Annotated in this window: 26 protein-coding genes, 1 pseudogene and 1 riboswitch; of the genes and pseudogenes, 10 read left to right on the plus strand and 17 right to left on the minus strand. The window is 40.0% G+C overall.

Annotation, left to right across the window (positions count from 1 at the left end; all coding sequences use genetic code 11):
- Window positions 1-202 precede the first annotated feature (202 nt).
- On the plus strand, window positions 203-613 hold the full coding sequence (locus ACT29H_RS01530) for a Spy/CpxP family protein refolding chaperone (RefSeq protein WP_444819828.1): 411 nt from the start codon (window positions 203-205) through the stop codon (window positions 611-613).
- Window positions 614-733: 120 nt separating this feature from the next.
- Here the strand turns inward: ACT29H_RS01530 and ACT29H_RS01535 are convergent, their stop codons facing one another.
- From ACT29H_RS01535 to ACT29H_RS01560, 6 genes are all read right to left on the minus strand, one after another.
- Window positions 734-1,087 (minus strand): DUF190 domain-containing protein, encoded by a 354-nt coding sequence (locus tag ACT29H_RS01535; RefSeq protein WP_444819829.1) that lies wholly within the window; start codon window positions 1,085-1,087, stop codon window positions 734-736.
- Window position 1,088: 1 nt separating this feature from the next.
- Window positions 1,089-1,466: a fluoride efflux transporter CrcB gene (gene crcB, locus ACT29H_RS01540; protein WP_444819830.1), complete on the minus strand. Its 378-nt coding sequence runs from the start codon at window positions 1,464-1,466 to the stop codon at window positions 1,089-1,091.
- Window positions 1,467-1,486: 20 nt separating this feature from the next.
- Window positions 1,487-1,548: riboswitch (Fluoride riboswitch) on the minus strand.
- Between the two features lie 162 nt (window positions 1,549-1,710).
- Window positions 1,711-2,736, minus strand: coding sequence for an ACR3 family arsenite efflux transporter (arsB, locus tag ACT29H_RS01545; protein WP_444819831.1), 1,026 nt, complete (start codon window positions 2,734-2,736; stop codon window positions 1,711-1,713).
- A gap of 189 nt (window positions 2,737-2,925) precedes the next feature.
- Window positions 2,926-3,717 (minus strand): arsenite methyltransferase, encoded by a 792-nt coding sequence (locus ACT29H_RS01550; RefSeq protein WP_444819832.1) that lies wholly within the window; start codon window positions 3,715-3,717, stop codon window positions 2,926-2,928.
- The gene (locus ACT29H_RS01555) at window positions 3,714-4,139 is read right to left on the minus strand and encodes an arsenate reductase ArsC (RefSeq protein WP_444819833.1); all 426 of its coding nucleotides are present in this window, start codon (window positions 4,137-4,139) and stop codon (window positions 3,714-3,716) included. Before ACT29H_RS01555 ends, ACT29H_RS01550 begins: the two co-directional genes overlap by 4 nt.
- A 46-nt stretch (window positions 4,140-4,185) precedes the next feature.
- On the minus strand, window positions 4,186-4,521 hold the full coding sequence (locus ACT29H_RS01560; protein WP_444819834.1) for an ArsR/SmtB family transcription factor: 336 nt from the start codon (window positions 4,519-4,521) through the stop codon (window positions 4,186-4,188).
- 334 nt (window positions 4,522-4,855) lie between these two features.
- On the opposite strand from ACT29H_RS01560, the gene ACT29H_RS01565 reads away from it, so the two are divergent.
- From ACT29H_RS01565 to ACT29H_RS01575, 3 genes are all read left to right on the plus strand, one after another.
- Window positions 4,856-5,848, plus strand: coding sequence for a pectinesterase family protein (locus ACT29H_RS01565; RefSeq protein WP_444819835.1), 993 nt, complete (start codon window positions 4,856-4,858; stop codon window positions 5,846-5,848).
- Window positions 5,849-5,985: 137 nt separating this feature from the next.
- Window positions 5,986-8,775, plus strand: coding sequence for a leucine--tRNA ligase (leuS, locus tag ACT29H_RS01570; protein WP_444819836.1), 2,790 nt, complete (start codon window positions 5,986-5,988; stop codon window positions 8,773-8,775).
- Between the two features lie 334 nt (window positions 8,776-9,109).
- Window positions 9,110-10,426 (plus strand): peptidoglycan DD-metalloendopeptidase family protein, encoded by a 1,317-nt coding sequence (locus ACT29H_RS01575; RefSeq protein ID WP_444819837.1) that lies wholly within the window; start codon window positions 9,110-9,112, stop codon window positions 10,424-10,426.
- On the opposite strand, the gene purN is transcribed toward ACT29H_RS01575, so the two are convergent.
- Window positions 10,383-10,967: a phosphoribosylglycinamide formyltransferase gene (purN, locus tag ACT29H_RS01580; RefSeq protein ID WP_444819838.1), complete on the minus strand. Its 585-nt coding sequence runs from the start codon at window positions 10,965-10,967 to the stop codon at window positions 10,383-10,385. The two genes, ACT29H_RS01575 and purN, sit on opposite strands and share 44 nt — an antisense overlap.
- Window positions 10,968-11,140: 173 nt before the next feature.
- Between purN and ACT29H_RS01585 the strand changes: the two genes are divergently transcribed.
- From ACT29H_RS01585 to rprY, 5 genes are all read left to right on the plus strand, one after another.
- Window positions 11,141-11,377, plus strand: a complete 237-nt coding sequence (locus ACT29H_RS01585) for an acyl carrier protein (RefSeq protein ID WP_010528635.1) — start codon at window positions 11,141-11,143, stop codon at window positions 11,375-11,377.
- A 34-nt stretch (window positions 11,378-11,411) separates the two neighbouring features.
- On the plus strand, window positions 11,412-12,662 hold the full coding sequence (gene fabF / locus ACT29H_RS01590; protein WP_444819839.1) for a beta-ketoacyl-ACP synthase II: 1,251 nt from the start codon (window positions 11,412-11,414) through the stop codon (window positions 12,660-12,662).
- Between the two features lie 3 nt (window positions 12,663-12,665).
- Window positions 12,666-13,406, plus strand: coding sequence for a ribonuclease III (gene rnc / locus ACT29H_RS01595; RefSeq protein WP_444819840.1), 741 nt, complete (start codon window positions 12,666-12,668; stop codon window positions 13,404-13,406).
- Window positions 13,407-13,754: 348 nt separating this feature from the next.
- A complete protein-coding gene (locus ACT29H_RS01600) occupies window positions 13,755-15,344 on the plus strand; it encodes a sensor histidine kinase (RefSeq protein WP_444819841.1) in 1,590 nt (529 codons plus the stop codon).
- On the plus strand, window positions 15,328-16,011 hold the full coding sequence (gene rprY / locus ACT29H_RS01605; RefSeq protein WP_444819842.1) for a response regulator transcription factor RprY: 684 nt from the start codon (window positions 15,328-15,330) through the stop codon (window positions 16,009-16,011). Before ACT29H_RS01600 ends, rprY begins: the two co-directional genes overlap by 17 nt.
- A 204-nt stretch (window positions 16,012-16,215) precedes the next feature.
- Here the strand turns inward: rprY and ACT29H_RS01610 are convergent, their stop codons facing one another.
- The 3 genes and pseudogenes from ACT29H_RS01610 to ACT29H_RS01620 all read right to left on the minus strand — a co-directional run.
- Complete coding sequence (locus ACT29H_RS01610; RefSeq protein ID WP_444819843.1) at window positions 16,216-17,661, minus strand: glycoside hydrolase family 47 protein; 1,446 nt, start codon at window positions 17,659-17,661, stop codon at window positions 16,216-16,218.
- A gap of 274 nt (window positions 17,662-17,935) precedes the next feature.
- Complete coding sequence (locus ACT29H_RS01615; RefSeq protein WP_444819844.1) at window positions 17,936-18,166, minus strand: hypothetical protein; 231 nt, start codon at window positions 18,164-18,166, stop codon at window positions 17,936-17,938.
- Window positions 18,167-18,218: 52 nt separating this feature from the next.
- Window positions 18,219-19,188: pseudogene (locus ACT29H_RS01620) on the minus strand (IS256 family transposase); the annotation flags it as partial.
- A 57-nt stretch (window positions 19,189-19,245) separates the two neighbouring features.
- Between ACT29H_RS01620 and ACT29H_RS01625 the strand changes: the two are divergent.
- The gene (locus ACT29H_RS01625) at window positions 19,246-19,791 is read left to right on the plus strand and encodes a hypothetical protein (RefSeq protein ID WP_444819845.1); all 546 of its coding nucleotides are present in this window, start codon (window positions 19,246-19,248) and stop codon (window positions 19,789-19,791) included.
- On the opposite strand, the gene ACT29H_RS01630 is transcribed toward ACT29H_RS01625, so the two are convergent.
- From ACT29H_RS01630 to ACT29H_RS01660, 7 genes are all read right to left on the minus strand, one after another.
- The gene (locus ACT29H_RS01630) at window positions 19,781-20,005 is read right to left on the minus strand and encodes a hypothetical protein (protein WP_444819846.1); all 225 of its coding nucleotides are present in this window, start codon (window positions 20,003-20,005) and stop codon (window positions 19,781-19,783) included. The genes ACT29H_RS01625 and ACT29H_RS01630 overlap by 11 nt on opposite strands.
- A 721-nt stretch (window positions 20,006-20,726) precedes the next feature.
- Entirely contained in the window at window positions 20,727-21,314 is a 588-nt protein-coding gene (locus tag ACT29H_RS01635) for an outer membrane beta-barrel protein (RefSeq protein ID WP_444819847.1), read from the minus strand.
- A gap of 218 nt (window positions 21,315-21,532) precedes the next feature.
- Entirely contained in the window at window positions 21,533-23,320 is a 1,788-nt protein-coding gene (gene lepA, locus ACT29H_RS01640) for a translation elongation factor 4 (protein ID WP_444819848.1), read from the minus strand.
- Window positions 23,321-23,870: 550 nt separating this feature from the next.
- Window positions 23,871-24,053: a hypothetical protein gene (locus tag ACT29H_RS01645; RefSeq protein ID WP_444819849.1), complete on the minus strand. Its 183-nt coding sequence runs from the start codon at window positions 24,051-24,053 to the stop codon at window positions 23,871-23,873.
- A 20-nt stretch (window positions 24,054-24,073) separates the two neighbouring features.
- The gene (locus tag ACT29H_RS01650) at window positions 24,074-24,226 is read right to left on the minus strand and encodes a hypothetical protein (RefSeq protein ID WP_444819850.1); all 153 of its coding nucleotides are present in this window, start codon (window positions 24,224-24,226) and stop codon (window positions 24,074-24,076) included.
- Between the two features lie 18 nt (window positions 24,227-24,244).
- Complete coding sequence (locus ACT29H_RS01655; protein ID WP_444819851.1) at window positions 24,245-25,345, minus strand: hypothetical protein; 1,101 nt, start codon at window positions 25,343-25,345, stop codon at window positions 24,245-24,247.
- A 6-nt stretch (window positions 25,346-25,351) separates the two neighbouring features.
- Window positions 25,352-26,893: a hypothetical protein gene (locus ACT29H_RS01660; RefSeq protein WP_444819852.1), complete on the minus strand. Its 1,542-nt coding sequence runs from the start codon at window positions 26,891-26,893 to the stop codon at window positions 25,352-25,354.
- Between the last annotated feature and the right edge of the window lie 76 nt (window positions 26,894-26,969).

Below are 26,969 nucleotides of genomic sequence, written 5' to 3' on the forward strand. Positions count from 1 at the left end.
AAAAGGGGATAAAATAAAGATTATTGGATCACAATAAAAGATCAATCCCCCTTTAAATCGTACCATTTCCCCATCCTTCATAGATAAAAACCCCCTATACATCAGCATTATCGAGGCATATATAGAATTTATTTCTCTTCTAAAGCTCACCGCCCTATATTTGATCTAAATAACAATTATTAATAACTAAAAATGTTAAACCATGAAACAAATATCAAAATTGACCACCATTATCGTCGTTGCACTTTTAATGATTTCAATCAATGAAACATCTGCACAGAACCGACGTCAAGGACCTCCGGCTGCTCCGGATTCCACACAAATCATAGAAATGGTAGATAACTTGGCCAAAGAACTTTCATTAACCGATGTACAGAAAGAAAAAATCAAAGAATTGCATCTGAGCCAATTGGAAGAAATGAAAACAAACAGACAAAATGGAGAAAATGATCGCCAGAAAATGAGAGAAGAAATGGAAGAATCAAGAAAAGAACTTCAAGAAAAAGTCATGCAAATTTTAAATGATGAACAAAAAGAAAAATACACTGAATTAATGGAAAAACGGCTAAATCAAAGACCCCAAAGGTCCCAGAGACCCCAAAGACAAAGATAAATTCATCATTAAAATGTAATCAACTACTCAATTTGCAAGAAAATACATTATTAAATTACCCGTTATTTAAATCTATTCTCCGATTTATATAACGGGTAGCATATTTTAGGTAAACGCAAACTACTTTCTGTTCCCTGACTTATGAAACAAAACGTCCACATCTTCGCACATGACCAAACAGCCGTATCGCATTTCTTCAAGCAGAGGCTTAATACTATGGAAAAAAGCATCAATTTTATCCTTCTGATCAACCACTTCCACAACAACAGGGACTTTTTCTGTCACCTCCCAAAATTTATAGGAGTGAATAACTGAACTGGCGCCATATCCCAATGATCCCCTTAGTACGGTAGCACCCGCAAGGCCGGCGTCCCGTGCTTTAAATACGAGCGATTCATACAACGGCTGATGACCATCCTTGTCAGAAGAGCTAATGAAAATCCGTAACAAAGTAGCGCGACTATGCTTATCCATTTCAAATGATTTTGATGAGGGTTCGGCCCAAAAAAACAGCTACAAGACCAAGAAAAAAACTTAATCCAGAGTAAAGAACGAAGCGAAAAACTTCTCTGTCCTGCAAGAGTAGCAAAGCATCATTAGCAAAAGAGGAAAAAGTGGTAAATCCCCCGCATAAGCCTACCGTCAAGAACAGTCTCCATTCGGCAGACATAAAATCTCCTTTTTCAGATATTCCAAAAAACAATCCTATCAAAAAACTGCCTACAATATTTACAATAAAGGTTCCCCAAGGAAATGTTGAAGCAAAGGCCATCTGAACATAGCGAGAGATCAAAAACCTTAAGACCGTTCCGATAAATCCTCCAAAGCCGGCAATGAATATTGCTTTCACCATATATTATTCCTGTTTATTTCATATACGTAGAAGTCATCAGCTCGTAAAGCGGTTTAAGGCAGACTTCATTGCCTGATACAAAGGAAATAATTTTTCACCACAAAGGGAAAAATCGAATCCATTCGGTAATCCTTTTAACAATTAGACCATTAGATTTTAACTTCCTAAGGCGAAAAGAATCTACTTAGAGAAATTAGAAATCCAATGATCTAAAAAACTTTAAGAGTCTCGCCCAAGAAATATTTTAATATTTCCATCGATTGGCCAAAGCCACCAAAGACAACATCACAGGTACTTCCACCAACACTCCTACTACGGTTACCAGAGCCGCAGGAGAATGCAGACCGAACAACGAGATGGCAACAGCCACTGCCAACTCGAAAAAGTTGCTCGCACCAATCATGGCTGCCGGGGAACAGACCGGATGTGGCAGTTTTAATCTTCGACCCGCGAACCAGGTAAGAAAAAAGATAAAATAGGTTTGAAGAACCAGAGGTACAGCCACAAGTAGTATAACGAAAGGATGATTGATAATACTTTGTCCCTGAAAAGCAAAAAGCAGTACCAAAGTGGCTAGGAGCGCCACAATACTTACCGGTTTCAATCTGGGAAGGAATACCTTTTTGAACCATTCATCTCCGTGGCTCTTCAATAATAGCTTTTGGGTCAGAACTCCTGCAACCAGAGGAATCACAACAAATGTAACAATACTTGCAACAAGGGTATCATATGGAATGGTAACATCGGTAATTCCCAGCAAGAATCCCACGATAGGTACAAACGCCACCAAAATAATCAAATCGTTGACCGACACCTGAACCAGTGTATAGTTGGGATCACCATCGGTAAGGTAGGACCATACGAAAACCATTGCCGTGCAAGGAGCTGCCCCCAGCAAGATCGCTCCGGCAATATACTCACCCGCCATTCCAGGATCAATCCACGCCTGATAAAGCTTTGAAAAAAACAACCAGGCAAAGAAGGCCATGGAAAAGGGTTTAATCAGCCAGTTAACCACCAGTGTCAGAACAACACCCTTAGGCCGCTGACCGATCTTTTTAATGCTTGAAAAATCTACTTGTAACATCATGGGATAAATCATCAGCCAAATTAGAATAGCCACTGGAATATTCACTTTGGCTATTTCCAAACTACTGATCACCTCAATGGACCCACCTGCCAAATGGCCGATACCAATTCCGCCCAGAATACCTAGGGCGACCCAAATAGTCAGATACTTTTCAAAAAATCCTATTTTTTTCGTGCTCATTTTTTAGAATCTATGAAATAAAATATTCAGTGAAAAAGGTGTTGGGGTGTGGTCGCAACAACACAACACCGACAATAAAAGAAATCAGAACCAGCAAAATTGTCGGGCCGGGCTCAAACAACAACACCAACCCTTACTTTTTTAATTGTTTATTAAAATCTGATAAAATTCGAAAGAGTCTGGACTTTACTATTCTTTTTCGGCATATAAAGTAATGCTGTAAATCCCGCTCCCCGACTTTTTATAAAGATTCAGCCTCTCACGATCCATATGCCTTAGTAACAAATCGTCAGATAACACAATCTCTTTCTCTTTTTGAATTTGGATTTCCGAGAATCCTTGCTTTGCAATAATGGAAAGATAACGTTCCTTTTCGATGGCTCCGGAAACACACCCGGCATACATTTCAGCATCCTTTTTTAATCCGACTGGAAGTTCACCTGCAATCACTACGTCAGAGATGGAAAAGTGACCTCCGGGCTTTAGCACCCTGAATATTTCAGAAAATGCTTTTTCTTTATTAGGTACTAAATTCAGCACGCAGTTACTGATTACCACATCCACGGCGTCATCAGGAAGAGGAATATCCTCAATATCACCATGAATAAATTCAATATTATTAAGCCCTGTTTTCTTCAAATTCTCGTTGGCTTTTTTGATCATAGCCTCCGTAAAATCCAACCCGATAACTTTTCCTGTCTCGCCGGTTTGGCTCCGCGCCACAAAGCAATCGTTTCCTGCTCCACTTCCCAAATCAAGGACATGGTCGCCTTCTTTGATCTTCGCAAATTCTGTGGGCAATCCACATCCCAAACCTAGATCGGCTTGTTGATTATATCCCTTCTGACTGGAATAATCTTCACTAAAGACGGTATAGTCAACCGATGAACAGCAGCTGTCATTGCCACAGCAAGACTTGGTTCCTTCAGCAATTTGTCCGTATTTTTCCTGAACAATTAATTTAAGATCTTGCGGATTCATAGCTGCGGTTTTATTTCTTCAAGATAGAATTTATAGAACGTCTCTCTTATCTCGTTTCGAACGCGAATGAACTCGCTCCAGATGAATTCCTCTGTACCAGTTGCATAAGAGGGATCTTCGAAGCCCATATGAAGCCGATGCTTTACTCTACCCAAAAACGTTGGACAATTTTCGTTGGCACCGCCACAAACAGTGATCACATAATCCCATTCATCATTCAGATAGTCTTCGACTGCGTCGGAAGTGTGATGGCTAATGTCGATTCCTACTTCTTTCATGGCTCTCACAGCATGGGGGTTAAGCCGACCCGAAGCTTCGGTGCCCGCAGATGCCACCTCCAAATTCTTATCAAATGATTGCAGAAAGCCGTGGGCCATCTGACTTCTGCAACTGTTTCCGGTACACAAAATGAGTATTTTCATAAAAAAATTATAACTAACTGGATAAAACAATTTGTAATTCAAAAACCTACCCACCACACTTAAAGTCATCAGGCTCTAACGTGGACAAAAAAGCGTCGCTAACCATCTTTAAGGTCTTTATTTTTTCAGGATCCAGACAATAATTGGTATTTTTTCCACTAACATGTCCTTGAATAAGACCGGCTTTTTTCAATTCGGCCAAATGCTGATTAACGGTGGTTCGACTCAATGGCAACTCTTCGGAAATATCACCCGTAATACACATCTTCGTTTCCGAGAGATAACGCAATATTTGCAGACGAGCCGGATGCCCCAACGCCTTAAAAAATGAAGCAGCTTCCTGCAATTCAGTATCAAATAATGTTGTTTTGGCTAGTACCATAGATAATTATTTTGACGCAAAAATACGTCAAATATTTTCATGACGCAAAAATACGTCGCAAAAAATTTAAAATTTAACGAACTTCAGAACCCCTTCCATTGCATTTAATTTAATTCGCCCCCTCACAAATCCGTAAAAAACTGAAGTACAAGAGCTACAATTATCTTGAACCGGAAATCCATGAACAACTCATGGCGAAACAAACTCAAAATTTAATTTGTTCTGCATAAAATAAAACCCAAAAACATATAATAACGTAAAAAATTTCACACTCCTATGGAATGAACTAAATCGCAAACACCAATATCCAAAACGAAAAACAAACTCACTCTTTATGAAGTACTTATACTCTACATTAATTTTAACACTTATCAATTTCGCTGTATCTAGCGCTTCCTATAAAACCCGAATAACGGTAGCAAAAGACGGGACCGGTGATTTCACGTCCATACAGGAAGCCATATATAACACTAAAGCATTCCCGGACAATCGTATCACCATTTATTTAAAGAAGGGCATTTATCACGAAAAGGTAAGAATCCCTGCCTTTAACACCCACCTATCAATTGTCGGGGAAGACCCACAAGAGACCATAATAACCTGGGACGATCATTTTAATAAGATTGGAAAAGGCCGAAACAGCACCTTTTATACCTATACCATGAAAGTGGAGGCCAATGATTTCTATGCAGAAAATATAACGATTGAAAACACCGCCGGTTCGGTCGGTCAGGCTGTGGCTCTTCATGTGACAGGGGACAGAGTAGTCTTTAGGAATTGCAGAATATTAGGACACCAGGACACTTTCTATGGCGCAGGTGAATATAGCCGCCAATACTTTAGTCAATGCTATTTCGAAGGAACTACAGATTTTATCTTTGGGGAAGCAACCATTTTGTTCGAAGGATGTCAAATCCACGCCTTGAGTGATTCCTACATCACCGCTGCCAGTACGCCCATGTGGAAAGATTTTGGAATGGTATTTATTAACTGCCGCATTACCGCTAGTGAAACGGTCAAAAATGTCTATTTGGGAAGACCTTGGCGAGATTATGCGAATGTTGCATTCTTGAACTGTTCTATGGGCGACCACATTAGCCCAGAGGGATGGGCCAACTGGAATGGCACAAATCGACATCAAACAGCTGTTTTTTCGGAGTATGGGAATACCGGGCCGGGAGCAGATCTCTCAAATAGAGTTGACTGGATGCACCCACTAACCGAAAAACAAGCGAAACAATATGTCATTGAAAACATATTAGCTCCCGCCTGTGATCAACAAGCTAAGATGGAAATGTGGACTTCCAGGTGTGCAGAAAGAGAATAACCGCTTCTTTTTTAATCTCATTTTCTGATGTTCAACAAATCCCCGTCATCGATGTCTTAAAGTTTTTTGTATTTTCGCATTTTTAACCCATCATAGATAAGAAGGACAAAATCAAACACAATATTCTTAACTGCGCTATGGAATACAATTTCAAAGAGATCGAAAAAAAGTGGCAAAAACATTGGAAAGACCAAAAAATTTATACGGTTGATATTGACCCTTCCCGACCAAAATATTATGTCCTTGATATGTTTCCCTATCCTTCAGGTGCAGGCCTTCATGTCGGACACCCACTGGGATATATTGCCTCAGATATCTTCACCCGATACAAACGATCGTCGGGATATAACGTACTTCATCCCATGGGATATGATGCCTATGGATTACCGGCGGAGCAGTATGCCATACAAACGGGGCAGCATCCCGCCATCACGACCGAAAACAACGTAAAGAGGTACCGCGAACAGCTCGATAAAATTGGCTTTTCTTACGACTGGAACAGAGAGGTTAAAACCTGCGACCCCAAGTACTATCATTGGACACAATGGGCTTTTATCCAAATGTTTCATCACTATTATGACAACATAGTCGATAAAGCATTACCCATCACTGATCTGGTAAAAAAATTTGAAACTTCAGGAACGAAGGAAGTTGATGCTGCATGTTCTAATAAGCTATCGTTTACTGCCGAAGAGTGGAAAAACATGAGCGAAAAAGAGCAACAGGAAGTTCTGCTAAACTACCGCATCGCCTATCTGGCCGATACGATGGTTAACTGGTGCCCCCAATTGGGAACTGTTCTGGCCAACGACGAAGTCAAAGACGGGGTTTCTCTGCGTGGAGGTTATCCTGTTGAACAAAAAGTTATGCGTCAATGGTCGCTCAGAGTTTCAGCTTATGCAGAACGCTTACTCAAGGGATTGGATACAATCGATTGGTCCGACTCTTTAAAAGAAATTCAAAGAAACTGGATCGGACGTTCCGTAGGTGCTGAAATAATTTTTCCTGTTAAAGACTCTGATGTGGAAATGAAAATTTTCACCACTCGGGCAGATACAGTATTCGGAGTTACCTTCATGGTATTGGCCCCAGAAAGCGAATTGGTGGAACAGGTTGTAACCCCCGATCAGAAAAAAGAGGTGGACCGCTATATTGCCGAAACCAAAAAACGCACCGAACGCGAAAGAATGGCTGAGGTGAAAAAAATGACGGGTGTATTCACCGGGGCTTATGCCATCAATCCCCTCAACAACAAAGAAGTACCCATCTGGATCAGTGACTATGTATTGGCAGGTTATGGGACCGGCGCTATTATGGCCGTACCGGCACACGACAGCAGAGACTTTGCATTTGCCCGGTCATTTGATTTGCCCATTATACAGGTGGTGGTTCCTGAAGGTGAAGAACCCGGTGATGTTGAAAAATGGGAAGACTCAAAAGATTCAAAAGAGGGTTATCTCATAAATTCCGGATTCCTGAATGGTTTAAAAGTTCCGGAAGCCATTGAAAAAACCAAAGAATACATTCGGAGCAGAAAGATTGGGGACGTAAAAGTTAATTATCGCTTACGAGATGCTATTTTTAGCCGTCAACGTTATTGGGGCGAACCATTCCCGGTCTATTACAAAGACGGGCTTCCTTATACTCTTGATGAATCAGAACTGCCGTTGGAATTGCCGGAGGTAGATAAATATCTGCCTACCGAACAAGGAGAACCCCCGTTAGGCCGTGCCAAAAACTGGAAGACGAAGGATGGATATCCTCTGGAGCTGAACACCATGCCCGGATTTGCCGGCTCTTCGGCCTACTATCTCAGATATATGGATCCGCACAATGATAAGGCATTGGTAAGTCCAGAAGCCAACCAGTACTGGCAGGATGTCGATCTGTATATCGGTGGAACGGAACATGCTACCGGTCACTTGATTTATTCTCGCTTTTGGAATAAATTCCTGTACGATCTGGGCGTTGTCTGCAAATCCGAACCGTTTCGAAAGCTCGTCAATCAGGGCATGATACAAGGACGATCAAACTTTGTTTACAGAATTAAAGGAACCAACACTTTTGTATCCTACAATCTGAAAAAAGATTACGACGTCACTCCCATTCACGTGGACATTAGCTTGGTGCACAATGACATTCTCGACATTGACGCCTTCAAAAAATGGACCCCAGAGTACCAGGATGCAGAGTTCATCCTTGAAGAAGGAGATAAATATGTTTGCGGATGGGCAGTGGAAAAAATGTCCAAATCCATGTTTAACGTGGTCAATCCAGATCATATTATTGAACAATATGGGGCAGACACGCTTCGTTTGTATGAGATGTTCCTGGGGCCGCTGGAACAATCCAAACCATGGGATACCAATGGCATCGACGGAGTGCATAAATTCCTTCGCAAAGTATGGCGCCTTTTTGCCGACCGAGACGGAAAACTATTATTATCAGAAGACAATCCGACCAAAGAGGAGCTTAAAGTATTGCATCGAACCATTGCTAAAGTGACTGAAGACATTGAACGGTTTTCGTTCAACACATGTGTCAGCGCCTTTATGATTTGCGTCAATCAGCTCACCGATCTAAAATGTCATAAACGAGGCATTTTGGAACCGTTATTGATTCTGTTGTCGCCTTTTGCCCCTCACATTGCAGAAGAACTCTGGCATTTATCGGGACAAAAAGGATCCATCGTTGATGCGCCATGGCCTAAAGCTGAAGAAAAATATTTAAAAGATGACTCAGTAGTTTATCCGGTCTCTTTCAACGGTAAGGTACGCTTCAAACTTGAAATGCCTGCCGGAGCCGATAAAAAGGAACTGGAAAAAGCGGCACTGGAACACGAGGCAGCAACAAAATGGACCGATGGAAAAACTATCCGCAAAGTTATTGTGGTTCCGGGGAAGATTATTAATATTGTTGTCTCATAAGTTTATGTCATTCAGTCATAAAAATAAAAACAGAAAAATTCAAACAAGCTTTTTTAATATCAGATAGGACAACATATGGCAGAAGAAACAAACACTTTCTTCTGCCCTTTTCCCAATAACATAACAAAAGTCTGTACCGGCTTTTACAAAGGGCTGGAAGATTTAACCGCTTTAAAGTGGTGAATATTTTCCAGAGGTTTTATAATTATTAAATAATCATATTTCTCGACTAAACAGCGGGACATTCAAATCCTATGCTGGTTTTCCTGTAAAGGCGGATCCAACTTATTTCATCGATCTTTACCTAACCGGTATATATAAACAAACAGATCCTATGAAAAGAAAATATATACCAGGACTCATTCTTCTATTCATTGTGGGCTTCTCCCTTTTCTGGTGCCATCGACAGTTCAGCGGCATCAAGACCCCCGACACAACCCAACTGGCCGACAGCGTCCAACTTAACATTGCTCCTTCTCCACCTCCTGAAACCTTATATGGCATTGTAAAAGACTCTTTTGAAATAGAAACCGGGACCATTCGATATGCCCAAAGTCTGGCAACCATTCTTTCTTCATACAATGTTGATTACTCCGTTATACACGGGTTAGCACAGGCTTCAAAAAAAGTTTTTGATGTCAGAAAGATGAAAACAGGAAACTCTTACACTGTCTTTAGCCGAATGAAAGACTCTTTAAAAGTTCCAACCTGGTTTGTTTATGAAATTGACCCCATCGAATACATGGTCATGTCTCTTAAAGGAGATACCACGGTTTATCGCGAAAAAAAAACGGTAACCCTAAAACGCAAAAACACAGTTGGGGTAATCGAAACCTCTTTGTGGAATACCATTAATGAAAATGACCTCAACCCATACCTAGCATTGGATCTGTCGGATATTTTTGCTTGGACAGTCGATTTTTTTGGACTTGAAAAGGGAGACCGTTTTTCCGTGATCTACGATGAGCAATTCATCGACAGCATTCCCGTCAGGATTGGGCACATTTATGCGGCTTGCTTTCATCATAGAGGAACCCCCTATTATGCTTTCCGCTACGAGCAGGACAGCGCCTTCTCTTTTTTTGATGAAAAAGGGGCCAGCCTTAAAAAAGCATTTCTAAAGGCCCCACTAAAGTTTTCACGCATTAGCAGCAGGTTTACCAATAGCCGCCTGCACCCGATTTTAAAAATCCGACGCCCTCATCATGGCGTAGATTATGCCGCAGCAGCCGGAACCCCGGTATATGCCCTCGGTGATGGACGCGTCACTCATAAAGGATGGGATACCAAAGGGGGTGGAAATTACATCAAAATTCGTCACAACAGTGTTTATACCACTGTTTACATGCACCTTTCCGGATTCGCCAAAGGACTAAAAAAAGGGATGAATGTAACTCAGGGGCAACTCATTGGGTATGTGGGTTCCACCGGCATGGCCACCGGACCACATCTCGACTTCAGAGTATATAAAAATGGAAGACCTATTGATCCCCTCACGATTAAAGCTCCGCCGGTAGCCCCCATTCATGAAGAAAAAATGCAGGAATACATGAACTTTATCGCTCCCTGGAAAGAGAGGCTCGACAGTTTAACTTTTTCCCATCAACTTAATCCCGATTCTGTTTTTGTTGGGCTAGGACCTCTGCTATAACGCGAGGATAATGTTCGTATTCCAGTTGATGAATTCTGCTTGCCAGTGATTCGGGCGAATCGTCTGCTTCTATTGGACAATGCGCTTGAAATATGATATCTCCATCATCATACCGATCATTCACATAATGAATGGTGATACCCGATTCTTTTTCACCGTTTCGAAGAACCGCCTCATGCACATGATGACCATACATTCCCTTTCCGCCATAATTAGGCAAAAGAGCAGGATGAATATTGACAATCCGTCGAGGAAAGGCTTCAACAATATTGGAAGGTACCAACCAAAGAAAACCGGCTAAAACAATAAGATCGGGCGATGCACTAATTAAAAAATCATGGATACGACATGTGCTAAAAAAATCATCCCTATTAAATACTTTTGTCTTAATATTCAACTTTTTAGCTCGCTCAAGCACCCCTGCATCCGGTCGGTTAGATAATATATAGGAAACTTCCGTATCGGGATGATCTTTAAAAAAAAGAGCAATATTTTCCGCATTAGTTCCCGACCCGGAAGCAAAAAGGACAATATTATTCATTTTCAAAATTTTATCTTACAAATTTTTACTACTTTTGCACGGTCAAAATTAGAAAAAAGAAGCCTGAAAACTAATTTCCTTGGTGGAATATTTGATTTATTTTAGGCAAATCTTTTTCTTTGCACAGTTGTTTTAAAACCAAATTTTCTATTATTAACTTAAAATTTAAAGCTATGTCAGACATTGCATCAAGAGTTAAAGCAATTATTGTAGACAAGTTGGGCGTTGACGAAACAGAAGTAACCAACGAAGCCAGTTTCACCAACGATCTGGGTGCTGACTCTCTTGACACTGTAGAGCTGATCATGGAATTCGAAAAAGAATTCAATATCGCTATTCCGGATGATCAGGCAGAGAATATCGGTACAGTGGGTGACGCCATTGCTTACATTGAAAAGAATGCAAAGTAATCAGTAAAAGTAGAGTTATACTTTAAAAGCAGTTATGGAGTTAAAAAGAGTAGTTGTTACAGGGTTAGGTGCCATCACTCCGATAGGTAAAACCGCTGAAGAGTTTTGGGACAACCTGGTGAAAGGAGTAAGTGGTGCTGCACCCATTACTCGATTTGACGCCACCCATTTTAAGACTAAATTTGCTTGTGAGGTAAAAGACTACAAAGCTGCCGATTACTTCGATCGCAAAGAGGCTAGAAAAATGGACTTGTTTGCTCAGTTTGCAATGGTGGCAGCTGAGCAGGCAGTCCGGGATGCCGGTATCGACCCTCAGGCCATAGACCAGGATATGGCAGGCGTCATCTGGGGTGCGGGCATTGGAGGCATCATTACTTTCCTCGACGAAACCCGTTCTTTTGTTAAGAACAACGAAGTACCTCGCTTCAATCCATTCTTCATTCCGAAAATGATTTCCGACATTGCTGCCGGGCACATTTCCATGAAGTATGGTTTTAGAGGCCCTAATTTTGGGACCGTTTCAGCATGCGCATCATCAACGCATGCGATTGCAAGTGCTTTTGACCTCATTCGGCTTGGAAAAGCTGAAATGTTTATCACTGGAGGTTCAGAAGCAGCAATCAATGAAGCTGGGGTAGGCGGTTTTAATGCCATGCAGGCAATATCGACTCGCAACGACGATCCGGCAACAGCCTCTCGTCCATTTGATAAAGACCGTGACGGTTTTGTCATGGGTGAAGGAGCCGGAGCCCTGGTTTTAGAAGAGTATGAACATGCCGTGAAACGTGGTGCAACCATCTATTGTGAATTGGTAGGAGCCGGTATGACTGCCGATGCATACCACATGACAGCTCCTCATCCCGATGGATTGGGCGCCCAAAAAGTGATGGAAAATGCATTGAAAGATGGGAATCTCAACCCCAATGATGTTGATTACATCAATGTTCATGGCACTTCCACCCCACTGGGAGACATCGCTGAACCACTTGCCATTCAAAAGGTATTTGGAGATCACGCGTATAATCTAAACATTAGTTCAACCAAATCGATGACCGGCCACCTTCTGGGAGCTGCCGGTGCCGTTGAGGCCATTGCATCGATTTTGGCATTAAAAAACAGCATTGTTCCCCCAACCATTAATCTCTTTGAGCTGGATCCACAAATTGACTCAAAACTTAATTTGACGGCCAACAAAGCTCAAAAAAGAGAAGTTAAAGTGGCTATGTCCAATACTTTTGGATTTGGCGGACACAATGCATGTGTGGTATTTAAAGCTTTAAGTTAAGTTGTGTTTATACCGCTCTTTAAATCTATAAAACTTTTTTCCCGAAGGGGAAGAAAGTTTTATAGATTTATTAATTCAATCACAGGCATTCGACCAAGCAATACGGATTTGTACTATCAAGCGATGGTACATAAATCTGCTATCAGAAGACATTCCGGTAAAAAACCAATTAACAACGAAAGACTGGAATATCTTGGCGATGCTATTTTAGGTGCTGTTGTTGCACAAGAACTCTTTCTCCTTTTCCCCAATGAAGATGAGGGGTTTCTCACAAAAACCCGATCTCGCATTGTAAGTCGGGCCAATCTCAATCAAATTGCATTGGAAATGGGACTCCAAAATTGGATCCAATTTCATCCTCCCGGCGATATTTCCCAAACACATATTCTGGGAGATGCCTTAGAAGCTATCATTGGTGCCATTTTTCTGGATAAAGGCTATGGCAGCTCCAGAAAGTTTATCAGAAACAGAATTCTTACCAAATACCTGAATTTAAAAGATATCATTGAAAACGATACGAACTACAAATCTTTACTTATTGAGTGGGGACAAAAAAACAAATGTCCGGTGCAATTTATCACAGAAGAGTATTTAGAGTCAAAAAACAAAAACATCATTTTTATCGCACGTGCGGTTGTCAATGATAAAATCTCCGGAATGGGCCGGGGAAACTCGAAAAAGGAAGCGGAGCAAAATGCGGCTAACGAAGCGTTGGAAAATGTCCAAACCGACACTCTCTCTTAAACAACATTTTTTCGTATTTCATTAGTATATAATGCATCTAAAACATTGGTCTAATGGAACTCGCATGATCAAGTTTTATACTTACTCATTTGTGGCAACCTTTCTTTGCCACGCTTGTTTCATTTGTTAAAAAATTCTTTCTATATTATCACCCTCTATTATGCAAAAAACAGGAAATATGCTTGGCAAAATTGAACTCAATTCCCCTCCTATCGCTAACAGAAAGTTGAAATCAGGACGAAAAGATTTTTACAACCAATAAAAATCTTTATTAACTGAATATCAAGCACTAAAGTTAATTAATGTTAATCAAACAAGATTTCGAGTTCAACCCATTATTTTTGTAACATGAGCAGGAAATTTATTTGGGTATTGACCATTATCATTGCGTTTACACTTGCCGGGCTGATCTATATCCAAACCCTCTGGATAAAAAATGCCACCAAAATCAAAGAGGTCCATTTCGATCAGACGGTTCGGCAAGCTATGGATCAGGTTATCACCCGTCTGGAGATGAATGAAACATCAAGGCTCGGTGCTCAGTTAAAGCTCAATCCGGTTAGTAATTTACCTGAAAACCTTCGCAAAGAAAACAAATACTTTTCCAGCCAGAACAATCAATTTGATCAGGAAGAGGTCCCTCAACTTGATATCACATTCGACTTTTTCATTCAAGGATCGAAAATGGACACTGAATTTTCCACTTATAACGAAGATTCTCTTGTCTTTTCTTATCGGGAAACAACCCCTATGATATTCAGCAAATCGGATGCTATGGACCCCCTGGAGATCGCTTTCAATAATATCCAGCACCAGGTCCGCAACAAGATGGAAGAACAACGCAAAAGGCTGCTTAAAGATCTCTTTGACGACATCCCCATAGAAAGAAGAATTGATCGTGAACTGGTGGACGCCTTCCTCCTTAAAGAATTTGAAGAAAAAGGCATTAAATTGCCCTATGAATTTTCCATTGTTGATTCACGCGGCAACAGAGTAATGTCCACTGTTGGGTTCAACGAAAAAGAAGGCAATAAAATTTATCAAAAGTATCTTTTCCCCAACGACCTACACCCTAAAGCCAACCACATTCAACTTTATTTCCCCGAGCGTCCTAATTACATTATGGAATCCATGGGTATGGTTTTGCCCAGTGCGGTATTTACCATCATAATGGTTTTGGCATCAATTTTGACTCTTGTCATAATCGTCAAACAAAAACGTCTGGATGAAATTAAAAATGATTTCATCAATAACATGACCCATGAATTCAAAACGCCCATCTCGACCATTTCACTGGCATCGCAAATGTTAAAAGATGGAACCGTTGCAAAAAGCCCTAATAGTCTAAAACATATCTCAAGTGTTATTCAGGACGAGAGTAAAAGACTCAGCTTTCAGGTTGAAAAAGTCCTGCAAATGGCTATCTTTGAAAAAGGAAATGCCAGTTTGAAAATCAAAAAGGTGAATATCAACGAGCTTATTGCCGGTGTCACCAATAATTTTAAACTGAAAGTTGAGAATAAAGAAGGGAGGATCATTGAAAAACTGGATGCCAAAAATCCTACGATTTATGTCGATGAAGTGCATTTTACAAATGTTATTCATAACTTGCTGGACAATGCCCTGAAATATCGTCGCGGAAAGCCAATCTTTCAGGTCAAAACATGGAATCGACCTAAAAATGGCGTAGTTATCTCAATTCAGGATAATGGCATGGGTATTTCAAAAGAAAATATAAAACGTATCTTTGAAAAGTTTTATAGAGTACCGACAGGAAATATTCATAACGTTAAAGGATTTGGGCTTGGGTTAGCATATGTAAAAAAAATTGTAGAAGACCATGGTGGCTCGATCACCGTTGAAAGTGAACTTAATGTAGGCACAAAATTCGAAATATTTTTACCTTTTAAAATACCTAGGAATGGAAAAAGAATATAAAATTCTCCTGACCGAAGATGATGAGAACTTAGGAATGTTGCTTCGGGAATATCTTGAAGCCAAAGGCTATGAAACAGATCTTTTGCCCGATGGCGAACAGGGCTATGAAGCCTTCATGAATAAAAAATACGATGTTTGTATTTTTGATGTCATGATGCCAAAAAAAGACGGCTTTACCCTTGCCAAAGAAATTCGGATGGTGAACACCGATGTCCCCATTATCTTCCTTACTGCTAAATCCATGAAGGAAGATATTTTCCAGGGCTTCAAAATCGGTGCTGACGACTACCTCACCAAGCCCTTTAGCATGGAAGAGCTGCTTTTCCGCATTGAGGCAATTTTACGTCGGACCAAAGGAGGTCTTGCCAATCAGGAAGTCTTCCAACTCGGCAAATACAAATTTGACACCCAAAAACAACAATTAATTGAGGGCGACAAAATCGTAAAGCTCACCACCAAAGAGTCGGAATTGCTCAAATTGTTATGCAACAACGCCAATAAAGTGTTGGAACGTAATTTTGCCCTTAAAACCATTTGGGTGGACGACAATTACTTCAATGCCCGAAGCATGGACGTGTACATCACTAAACTGAGAAAACACCTCAAAGATGAACCCGCCGTTGAAATCATCAACGTCCATGGGAAAGGCTACAAATTGGTGCTATAATTCCTTTTTGTAAAGAACACTATAAATGGTAATTATCTTTTACCGACCCGGTTCATTTCGGGTCGGAAAAGATGTTTATTGTGGCCCCCAAACCGATCTTTAGAATAATCGATTTTTAATCCTTTCTCAAACGGATTGAATCCGTTGTTTTCTTCTTCTATTGACAAATTTGGGATAATCGCCTTCACCCTACCAAACAAGATATTATTTCAGTCCTAGATTTTCCCGGACTTCTTCTTTCTTAAAATCTGCTTTGAAAAAAGGATGTGCTTCGGTATTGAAGATGTAATCATCCAAATTAAATGCTTTGGTTTCTTCAATAAATGTAAGGTATAAATACTTCATTGTTTCGGCAAAGAAGAACGTTGGCATATAATCCTTCTTTTTCATTGTTTGAACATCCTCTACGGATGCAAAAGCCACCTCATGTTTGCTGTATTTTAATAAATCGGACCAGTACTTTTTCACCATATTTAAATATTTGGCATTTCCGGTACGATGGTAGAGGTAATAAGCAGATTCAATAATTTCCGGATTCAGATCATAGGCAGGATAAGTAGGAACTCCTTGCGCAAAATCATAGATCATGGGCTCCAGACCATAGCGATTCCATAACCAGTTCCAGGTAGCCTGATTTTTTTCGGCTCTCACCAAATCATTATCCAAAACCAGCACTGCGGGGAAAAATGCGTCGTAAAGCGTTACTATATGGCCCGTTTGATGAGTCGAATTGGGATCGATCAAATCGGTAATTTTTTGGCCGGTGTGCATATCAACTCGCTTGTACCAGAATGAGGTATCACTTTCTTCCACAAGATATTTATTAACCGCCTCCACACTTTGATCCCAGATGGCTTTCAAATCTTCATCGCCAAACAACAGATAACTCTTTAAAAGATATTCATAATAAGAATCTATTCCGGCGCAAATATGGCTGGAGGTATTGAGCCATTCACCCGTCTCCACATTGATGATTTCACCCACCAAATTCAGGTCGGAAACCCTTTCCCATATAGCCAGATTGGCTTTTTTTGCAGCTTGATAATAGACTGGATTTTTGGTATAATGACTGAGCACGCCCATTTCCAGCAAATAGGTTCCTGCTTCCGCCACATTAACCCTCTCTCCTTTTACTTCGCCGGTTTTTAGGTTAAAATAGTAGTAAGGAATTCCGGTCGGAGAATTGAACGCTTTTAACATCCGTCGCCCAAAATCTTCCGTACGCTCCAAAATCACCGGATCTTTAGTATATTGATACATGGCCAGTAATCCGCCCAGAATCCGAATATTCACTTCAAAGGTTTTAACAAAGAGATCTTTATCCCAATTCACCTCATTAATAATGTAATCTTCCACCTTTTGTGCCTCTTCATCCAGTCCCATTATTTTAATGGTACTGTAAGCATCAATGGGTGAGATATGCAACGACTCCTCATACCAGTCATGGTATCCTTTAGAAAGGGGTAATAATACATCGTGTCCCCAAGCGTAAGTTTTGTAATCGTTCCACGAACGGATGAACTCCTCTTTTACACTCTTGGCCAACTCCGCCGTACTTCCATCCGAATCGGCTTCAGCCGATTTTTGGGCAGGGCCCTGACAGGCCAATAAGAAAACAGCAAACGAAAATAAGAACAATAACTTTTGCATAATGATTTAATTTAAAGGGTTGTTTTGAAAATAATTTATGGAAACACCCTGGAATGTTCCCATATTATATTCACACATTAACAAATGTACATAGTAAATGGAAAATGTATTTGGCCTTTCAAATCGTGCAAATTCTCTCCTACGAATCTTGCAAATTTAACAATTTAAAGGATTTTACTTTTAGGTGGTCATAACCTAAGTTTACATGATACATTGGGGTAGTATTGCCTTTTGGGGGGCATATTATAAGGAGGGGAAAAACTGGGGGCCGGGGCTACTTTCTTCCAGAGGGCTTCACGATAGGTTCGGCAGCAACATTATAGCCAGGAGGCTCCTTAGCCTTTTTTTCTCGCTTTAAATCCTCCAACTCCTTCTTCAACTCGTGGTTCTCTATAGCCAGCTCCTTCACGCTCTCAATCAAATACAATGGCTTTGTGGGTTTATCCTGGGAGGCTCTGTCCCTTGATGAAATAGCTTTATTCAACTTCTCCTCCGATTTCATCATTCCACCTTTACCGGTCAAAAGCCATTCTGCAGAATATTTTGGAAACTCTTCGATAATTTTCGACAGCCACCCACTGGATATCATTCCAGGAACGTATTACGATAGGATACTTTTTGCCCCATTGCTCTTCTAAGTTTATCAGTTCTGTTTCTGCTTCAGATTTATTGACTGCACGATATACTTTTTTCAAGTCTTTCATAAAGGATTTTTGGTCTTTTGACGCTACATATTTCAAGGAATTGCGAATTTGGTGAATGATACATTTTTGTATCTCTGTTTCAGGAAAAACGCTCAATATTGCTTCTGAAAAACCATTTAATTTATCGGTGCAGGCAATTAGTATATCTTTTACACCACGATTTTTCAAATCAGTTAATACAGATAACCAAAACTTTGCACCTTCACTTTCGGATATATACATGCCAATCAGGCTCTTCTTGCCCTCTTTATTGATGGCTAAAATATTATATACTGCCCGACTAACAACCCGTCCTTCACCATTTACCTTGTAGCCAGACGATGGGATAAACATCGTCTAAGGGGCGATTTTGCCACTCTTTTACTTGTGGTATTATCCTGTCTGTTATTTCACTTAATACTGTGGGTGATACTTCTGTATCGTACATTTCTGCAATATGGGAGGATATGTCCCTTAAACTCATTCCTTTTCCATATTGCCCTATGATTTTCGGTGCCAAACTATCAGCAAGAACGCGTTGCCGTTTTTTGACAATCTCCGGTTCGAATCTGCTATGTCGATCTTGTGGGGTTTCTATAGAAATAGTGCCAGAGCCGGTCTTTATTTTTTTGGTGCCTTTTCCATTGCGCTTGTTACCCAAAGAACGCTCTTCTTCCGACAAATGATTTTCCATCTCGGCCGAAAGAGCGCTTTCCAGAAATTCCTTTATGATGGGCGCAAAAACGCCACCTTCGCCTGTAAGTGATTTTCCACTACGCAATTGTTCTAAAGCCAAGTCGCGCAGAGCGCGATACTCGGGTGTTTCTTTTTTCTTGTCTGTCATAAACTGCAATATTAAGATTGATTAGTTTATGGACAGAGTTTATTTTACACTCTCAAAATGGAAGCCTGGACAGATTTATACAAAGAGTTGGCAGAGGTAATTAAAACTAAAACTCCCGAAATTGAGTGGATTGATTTATGGCTCGAGCAGGTTTCTTTCCTCACGGATGAGCTGCCATTCCAAAGCCCGGCAGTTTTTATATCCTTCAACACCATGTCATGTAATGACAAAGGCCAACTAATACAGAACTGCGAAACGCAAATAGAATTTTATCTATTCTTTGAGACGTCCTCTGATACCTACGTTGGATCATATAATCAGGATAGCGCGATCAACTTTCTCAGGATACTTACCAAACTACACACTGCATTCCACGGCCTCTGTGGTAACAATTTTAATACAATGAGACGGGTGGATATGCGCCGGGAGGAAAGCGGAGACGCTGGTAATCTTTACCGCATTTCGTTCGCCTCTGTTCTTGAAGATGCCAGTGCTCAGGCTGAATATGACCAACAGTCAGTTAATGAAGTGGATTTGAGTAAAGGCCCAATCACACGGTCTGACACCACAGATGGTGAGCCGCTTTATGACATCAGGATGTAGGTTGCTTTGATTTACTAAGGAGCTGGTTGTAATACTCGTAGTTGATTTTATCGTAGAATATCAGAGAGTAGATATAGTCCTGGTCTAAGAAAAAATATTCCTCTTCAAGTTCCTTTAAAACGTCATCAATGCGATTGCGCTTCACACCGTAGAGCTCATAAAATTTATGAACCAGGCGTCGGTTTCGTTTATTGATTCTATCAGATTTGCGCATCAGGAATAATGGCTTTGATACAAAAATAGAAAACAAATCCATCAGCCCCAGAAAAAAAATTGTAACCTAAATTGTACCTTTCAATATTTTTTCTTTCTCAAATATCAAAAAAGCGCAAAACAGAATGAACTGCTTCGTGCTTTTTTATATCCTTTTGAATCCCACGTTAAATCTATTATCTTTGTTCTACTCTTTTCTCTTAAACGGGCTTAAATCAAATTCAATGCTTATTAAATGTATATTCAATCATCAGCACGGTTTGTAGAGGCTTGTTTTGTCCTTAAAACTTAATCAATCCTTTACAATTCAAACCTTTACACATGTTTTCATGGTAACCTATTTCTTTCATCATTCTTAATCCCCCTTACAAAAACTATAAAATTTTAGTCATCCTTCACCCCATTAAGGGTAAAATAGGCCTGAACTGAAAAAACCATCCCAATACGGTATTGGAATGGTTTTTAATGATTTTAATCTCTAATAAGCAATAAATATTCGTCAATGAGTATGGATTCCCTTTTCATCCGTATAAAAACTGGTTAATCCATTGGTCTGATGGAACTCGCATGACTCAGGGGTTATACCTACTCTTTTGCGTCATTTTCACATTGTCATGCTCGTTTCATTTTTCAAAAACCCCCACCTCCCGGGGCGTGCAACAAAACAATAACACAACCAATCGATGGCCAGAGAACTCAACGTCCCAATCGCCCTCCTATCTTTAGTTTTTCTTTTGGCGTCTAAAACTTAATCCAAGGGTAACTTCCAACCAGCTAGACCTTATATTATCGGCATCGTCACTATTTGAATGCAAATTGTAATGATATCTGCCTTCCACAGAAACCCGCATTTTCCCAACCATTAATCCATAGTCCAAACCTCCTGCAAGGCCAAAAAGACTGCTGCGATCAAATACGACATCAACATCTTGATCCGTGATCAGTTGTAAATACGAGCCAATATTTAAAGCAATATCATTTCTCTTATTTAACGGAAATCGGAAACGGGACATAAAAGGGATGTGAATGAAACTGTAATTATATTCCAGCTCCTCAGAGGTAAAAGACTGACTGCTATAATTCACTTCGGCCAAAAGCCCCGCATTCTTTGTCTGCATATGGAGAAACCTAACCCCTACTCCGGGCCCCTTAAAACCGCTTCCTTCATCATCAATGGAAATAAACGCGGTAGATAATACAGTAGAAGCCTTTATGCCAACTTCATAGAACGGACTGAAAGGATCTTGGCCCAATGCTTCATGCAAAGTAGGAACTCCAATCAACAATAGAATGATGAATGTTTTTTTCATTCGTATAAAATTAATTTTACTCATTGGCCGGATGAGACTGGCACGACAGGTCCATATAGCCGTTTCCCCTAAGATAGAAAAAACCTCTCATAAACTGGCACCGTGCTCATCATTGACCCTAATTCATACATTTTTATGGGCAAAGAAGCAATTGAAACGAATCCCGAATTAAAAGGTCGAGATTATCCGACCTGAATAACCTTTATGCGAATAAAGTATTAATCCAGTTTTAATACATTAATAAAGGCTTTTTGAGGCACTTCTACATTACCCACCTGTTTCATTCTTTTTTTCCCTTTTTTCTGCTTTTCCAGCAGTTTTCTTTTTCGGGAGATATCCCCACCGTAACATTTGGCCGTAACATCTTTTCGCACCGCTTTAACCGTCTCGCGGGCAATTATTTTGGCTCCGATAGCGGCCTGAATGGCCACATCAAACTGCTGACGGGGAATCAATTCTTTCAGTTTTTCACACATCCTTCGTCCAAGAGGATAGGCATTATCAAAGTAAGTAAGTGTTGATAGGGCATCGACCGGATCTCCGTTTAAAAGAATATCCAGGCGCACCAACTTCGAAGGTCGATATCCTGTTGTGTAATAATCAAAGGATGCATACCCTTTTGAAATACTCTTCAGCTTATCGTAAAAATCAAACACAATCTCTGCCAGAGGCATATCAAAACTCAGTTCCACTCTGTCGGAAGTGAGATAATGTTGATTAATCAGCTCCCCTCTTTTGCTCAGACACAACGTCATGATGGGCCCAATAAAATCGGACCGGGAAATAATTTGTGCTCTGATAAAAGGTTCTTCCACATGGTCTATGACCGTGGGTTCGGGCAGTCCGGAAGGGTTATGAACTTCCAACACATCACCCTGTTTGGTATAAACCATATACGGCACATTAGGAACCGTTGTAATCACATCCATATTGAATTCGCGATCCAGACGTTCCTGAACGATTTCCATATGCAGCATTCCCAGAAAACCACAACGAAATCCAAAGCCCAGCGCTACGGAAGATTCCGGCTGGAAGGTCAGAGAGGCATCATTGAGCTGCAACTTTTCTATAGCCGCACGCAGATCTTCATAATCCTCCGTATCGATGGGATAAACACCGGCAAAGACCATGGGCTTCACCTCCTCAAAACCGGAGATCGCCTTGGAACAAGGACGATTCACATGCGTGATGGTATCTCCCACCCTGACTTCTTTACTGGTTTTGATACCCGAAATGATATACCCCACATCGCCGGTACTCAACTCATTTCTCGATACCATGGCCAACTTCAAAACACCAATCTCATCGGCTTCATACTCCTTGCCGGTATTGAAAAACTTAACTTTATCGCCCTTTCGAATCTTACCATTCACGACCTTAAAATAGGCAATGATGCCCCGAAAACTATTAAATACCGAATCGAATATCAAAGCTTGTAAGGGGGCTTCGGGATCTCCTTTGGGGGCAGGAATGCGTTCTACAATGGCATTCAAAATATCCTCGGCACCCATACCGGTTTTACCACTGGCCCTGATGATTTCAGACCGATCGCAGCCAATAAGCTCAATAATCTGATCCTCCACCTCTTCCGGCATGGCACTCTCCATATCCATTTTATTTAGCACCGGAATAATGGTCAAATCATGATCAACAGCCAGATAAAGATTACTGATTGTCTGTGCCTGAATCCCTTGCGTTGCATCCACAATAAGCAATGCGCCTTCACAGGAAGCAATGGACCGCGACACTTCATAAGAAAAATCAACGTGACCGGGCGTGTCTATTAAGTTTAATGTATAAACCTCATCATCTTTAGGATATTGCATCTGAATGGCATGGCTTTTTATGGTGATACCCCGCTCCCGCTCCAAATCCATGTTATCCAGGGTCTGTTCCAGCAATTCACGATCGGACACCGTATTGGTGCGCTCCAACAATCGATCGGCCAAAGTACTCTTTCCATGATCAATATGGGCAATGATGCAAAAGTTCCTTATGTTTTTCATTCGTAAAAATATTATCTAAGTTATTGGTCGAATGAAACTCGCACAACTGATTTCCAACATATTTTTGTTTCCGAAATATCCGAACCAAAACCTTTTAGTTATGCTCGTTTCCCTCTTTCTCATTTTTTTAGGCGATTGTCTCTTCCCACAAATCTTTTTTGCGGAATAAATATCCCGGATATTGCATTTCCTATCCGGGCACAAAGATATTTAAATAATGTATTATAGCATTCTACATCCCCATCTCAATTAGTTTATATATGATCAAATTTAGGATAGCATGAATTCCTTCGGGATGTACATCCGAATTTATTCCTTACAAAAGCAAGAAGAAAAAACATTTTCAAAATTTTTCTTGGGACGCTTATAATCCCCAAATCGAAATGTACACAATTTAAAAACGAATTGTGCAGAAAAAAACACATCACAAAAGTGGTTAAAAAAATTGGTATAACAATAAGACAATTAAGCTGCCATACGCTGTGCTATACAGTATACGGCAGCTTATTATCGAAACATCGTTGAAATAACATTAAAATATCATTTAAACCTACTTGCTACGGGGTTTTGCAGTCTGTTTTTCTTCGCCTTCATTTACATTAACCTGAACGGCCGTTTCATCAATTTTTCTCATAACACCTGCCACCTGCCTGTATGGCAAAGAGGACAGCATATTTATAACATCGTTCAACACTTCTATTGGAAGGGCTACTTTTACATTCTGTTTTTCCATTTCAATGGGTTTTTTAAAGGTTAAAAAATAACGATAGCTAATAAAGCTAATAAGCTCACAACGGCCACAATTCCTATATTAATTACAGTCTTTTTGTAGGAATTGGTGTCATTACTTTCTTTTACACCAGTATAACCAGTGTTTGCGTCTGAATTGTCTTTTCTTCTGTTCATAATTGTATATTTAAAAGGTTATTGAATGGTTACTCCATAACTTATATCTATACCAGTCTTTGTATATGGTGAATAAGGTGCATTAAACACACTAAAATATGTATCTTTAATTAAAAGTGATAGATGTGCTCCTGTGTTATTATAAGGCTCCTTAGGGAATGAAGCAGTCATATTTATTGGTGTTGGTAAATCTGTTCTTATTTCGAATTGTTGTGAATCTGTCCAGCCTAATTGACCCATACTATCCTTAGGTGTCATTTCAATAGTAACAACAGCTGTTATTGCATTATTTCCATCCAATCCTTGTCTTACTCCATCAATTTCATAAGCAAGCGTTGCTGAACCAAATAAAAAGGCTGTATAATTTGAGGAAGATGCCGAAGCACTAAGTACTTCAAAATAAATATAACATTTTATGCTGGGTTTATGAGGAACAGTCAAAGGGAATACATACCCATCATTATCGTTGTTCCCTATTACATCTTCTCCAAGTTCTGTATCTTGCATTTTTTTATCATATATATACATTCCTGACAATGGTTTTATTCTTACATATACAGTATCACCAGGTTCTAATGGTGTACTTACATTATCAGGCGGATAATCACAAGGTATAGTTATTGTTTCAGAAAAACTATCTCCATAATCTTCTGAATCGCACTCAATAGATTCTTCTATTACAGCGTAACCTCCTTTGTGAAAATCGCTTGTTCGTTTAAATTCTACTCGATACAATGGTTTTTCATCTCTTTCGATACTCCAAGAAGGGAAATATCTTTGTTTGATTTTAAATTTAATACCATCGTACCACCCCATAGGGCCAGTTAAATCTGGCATAAAATAATCATCTGGATTGTCTGGGTCTGGTCCTGGTATTTTACCTTGCGTTACACCCACAAGAGCATAAGCCCTCCAATCGTGTATATATCCTCTGTAATCACCAATCTTATATGGTTCAGCTGGTTGAACTCCCCACTCATTACCAACTATATTATCCCTTTTTCTAAATCCCCACCAATTATTTTTTGATGAACGGGCTAACTCACTTATCTTATTAGTATCCTCTCCAAGTATATTCCTTACTTGTGATACTGTTATATTATTCTCTGGTAATGCCATAATCAATTAGTTTAATGTTCCATAAGCTGTTACTTCCCCAGTTGCCACAAAGTCTCCATTTTGCGTTAGATACGCTTTCTTTTCGCCTGAAGCGTTGTAAAAAGCTAAATCGTCCCCATCTGCTTTAAGACTCCATTTTAGCGTGCCTGAACTATTATAGATATTATATTCTGTTGTCTTTATTGTCTGTCTAACGGTTAACTTATCAATTGTTAGGTGATTTTCAGAAGCATCTAATTTCCATCCTGAACCTGCAAAGCCAGAGACAAAGGTTCCATTGTTCTGTAAATCTGAACTAAATTTTACATCTAAAGAATCAGTAATTCTTACTGCTTCTTCTAAATTAACAGTATCTGTGGCATTAGTATTGTCCGTATCAATAAGAAAAGAAATATAAGGACTGTGATTACCTGTTTCTCCAAATTTAATGCTTGCTCCTGACGAATATTGGTTTCCTCTTTTCCAGTTAAGATTATCGTCTAAATAAATAGTCCTTGATATATAACTACTATAATAGGATACAGGACCAGTACCAGTTCTTATACTTTGTATGTTTAAATCAAGATTATATTGTGGTGCCGCAATATTTAATTTTCCTTCAAATTTACCATTCCCTACAACGTGTAGTTTTTCTTGAGGGGCAGTAGTGCCTATGCCTACGTTGCCATTTTTAATATAAACAGAATCTGTTTTGAACATCGAATTCGCAGCATCCCAATAGGCAATACCATTGCTAACAGGGTTGTCTTCACGGGTAGCAATTTTATCCCCGTCTATCTTCCAACTGTTGTCAGTGTCGTAGTACAATTTTGAAAGCTCTGTGCTATTGTCGTTGTTAAAGATTATCAACCCACTTGCTACCCTTGCAGAGTTTTGAACAGCATTTAACTGTAAATTTGCATCGTCCACCGTGATTGTATCGGCCAGCCAATGGTTGACAATACCGTGAAGTGTTAAGTTGTTAGCCACAAAATCCAACGAACTGCTACCACCTTTAGGGTGATAGTCGTTGTCGTGATTGTGGTCACTTCTAGCAACAGTAGTGGCTGAACCTGTGCCTGCAAAGTTTTTATTGAATGCGCTATTCTTTGTGAATTTTGGCTCAAACTGACTATTAGCCCAGCTCTGTGTTGCTACGTCTTCGCCGTCTTTTTGTAATAACCCTGTAAAGTTCCAGTTGCCTGTGGGGTTATAATTAGCAGACTCATCGAAACCTGTCCCCACTGCCCCATCTACAGATAGAACACCGTTGTTAATTGTCAGACCGCTTCCTACCTTTATGCCACCTACTTTTGTAGGGGTAGCATAAGGCATTGAATCCCATAATGAAGGGATGTTAATCTCACTGTCTGCATAGGCCATTACTTCGCCTGTTGAGGCAAAGTTTTTGTTTACCTTTAGAACGTTGTTTTCTGAATCGAATTCAAAATAATTCTCAAGCCAGCTGCCTGATTGATTTACCTGCGCCCCACCTCCACTTATAATACTGCCCGATGTATCTCTTTTATTCCTTAATTTGTAAGGCGTTTTTATTTTCTTTATATTCATCCGTATAAATTTTAACTAAGTTATTGGCTGGATGGAACTCGCATGGCTTTGTCAAATTTATACATGTACTTTTGTG

Origin of the sequence: Thermophagus sp. OGC60D27 (assembly GCF_052400625.1) — a bacterium.
GTDB lineage: Bacteria > Bacteroidota > Bacteroidia > Bacteroidales > Marinilabiliaceae > Thermophagus.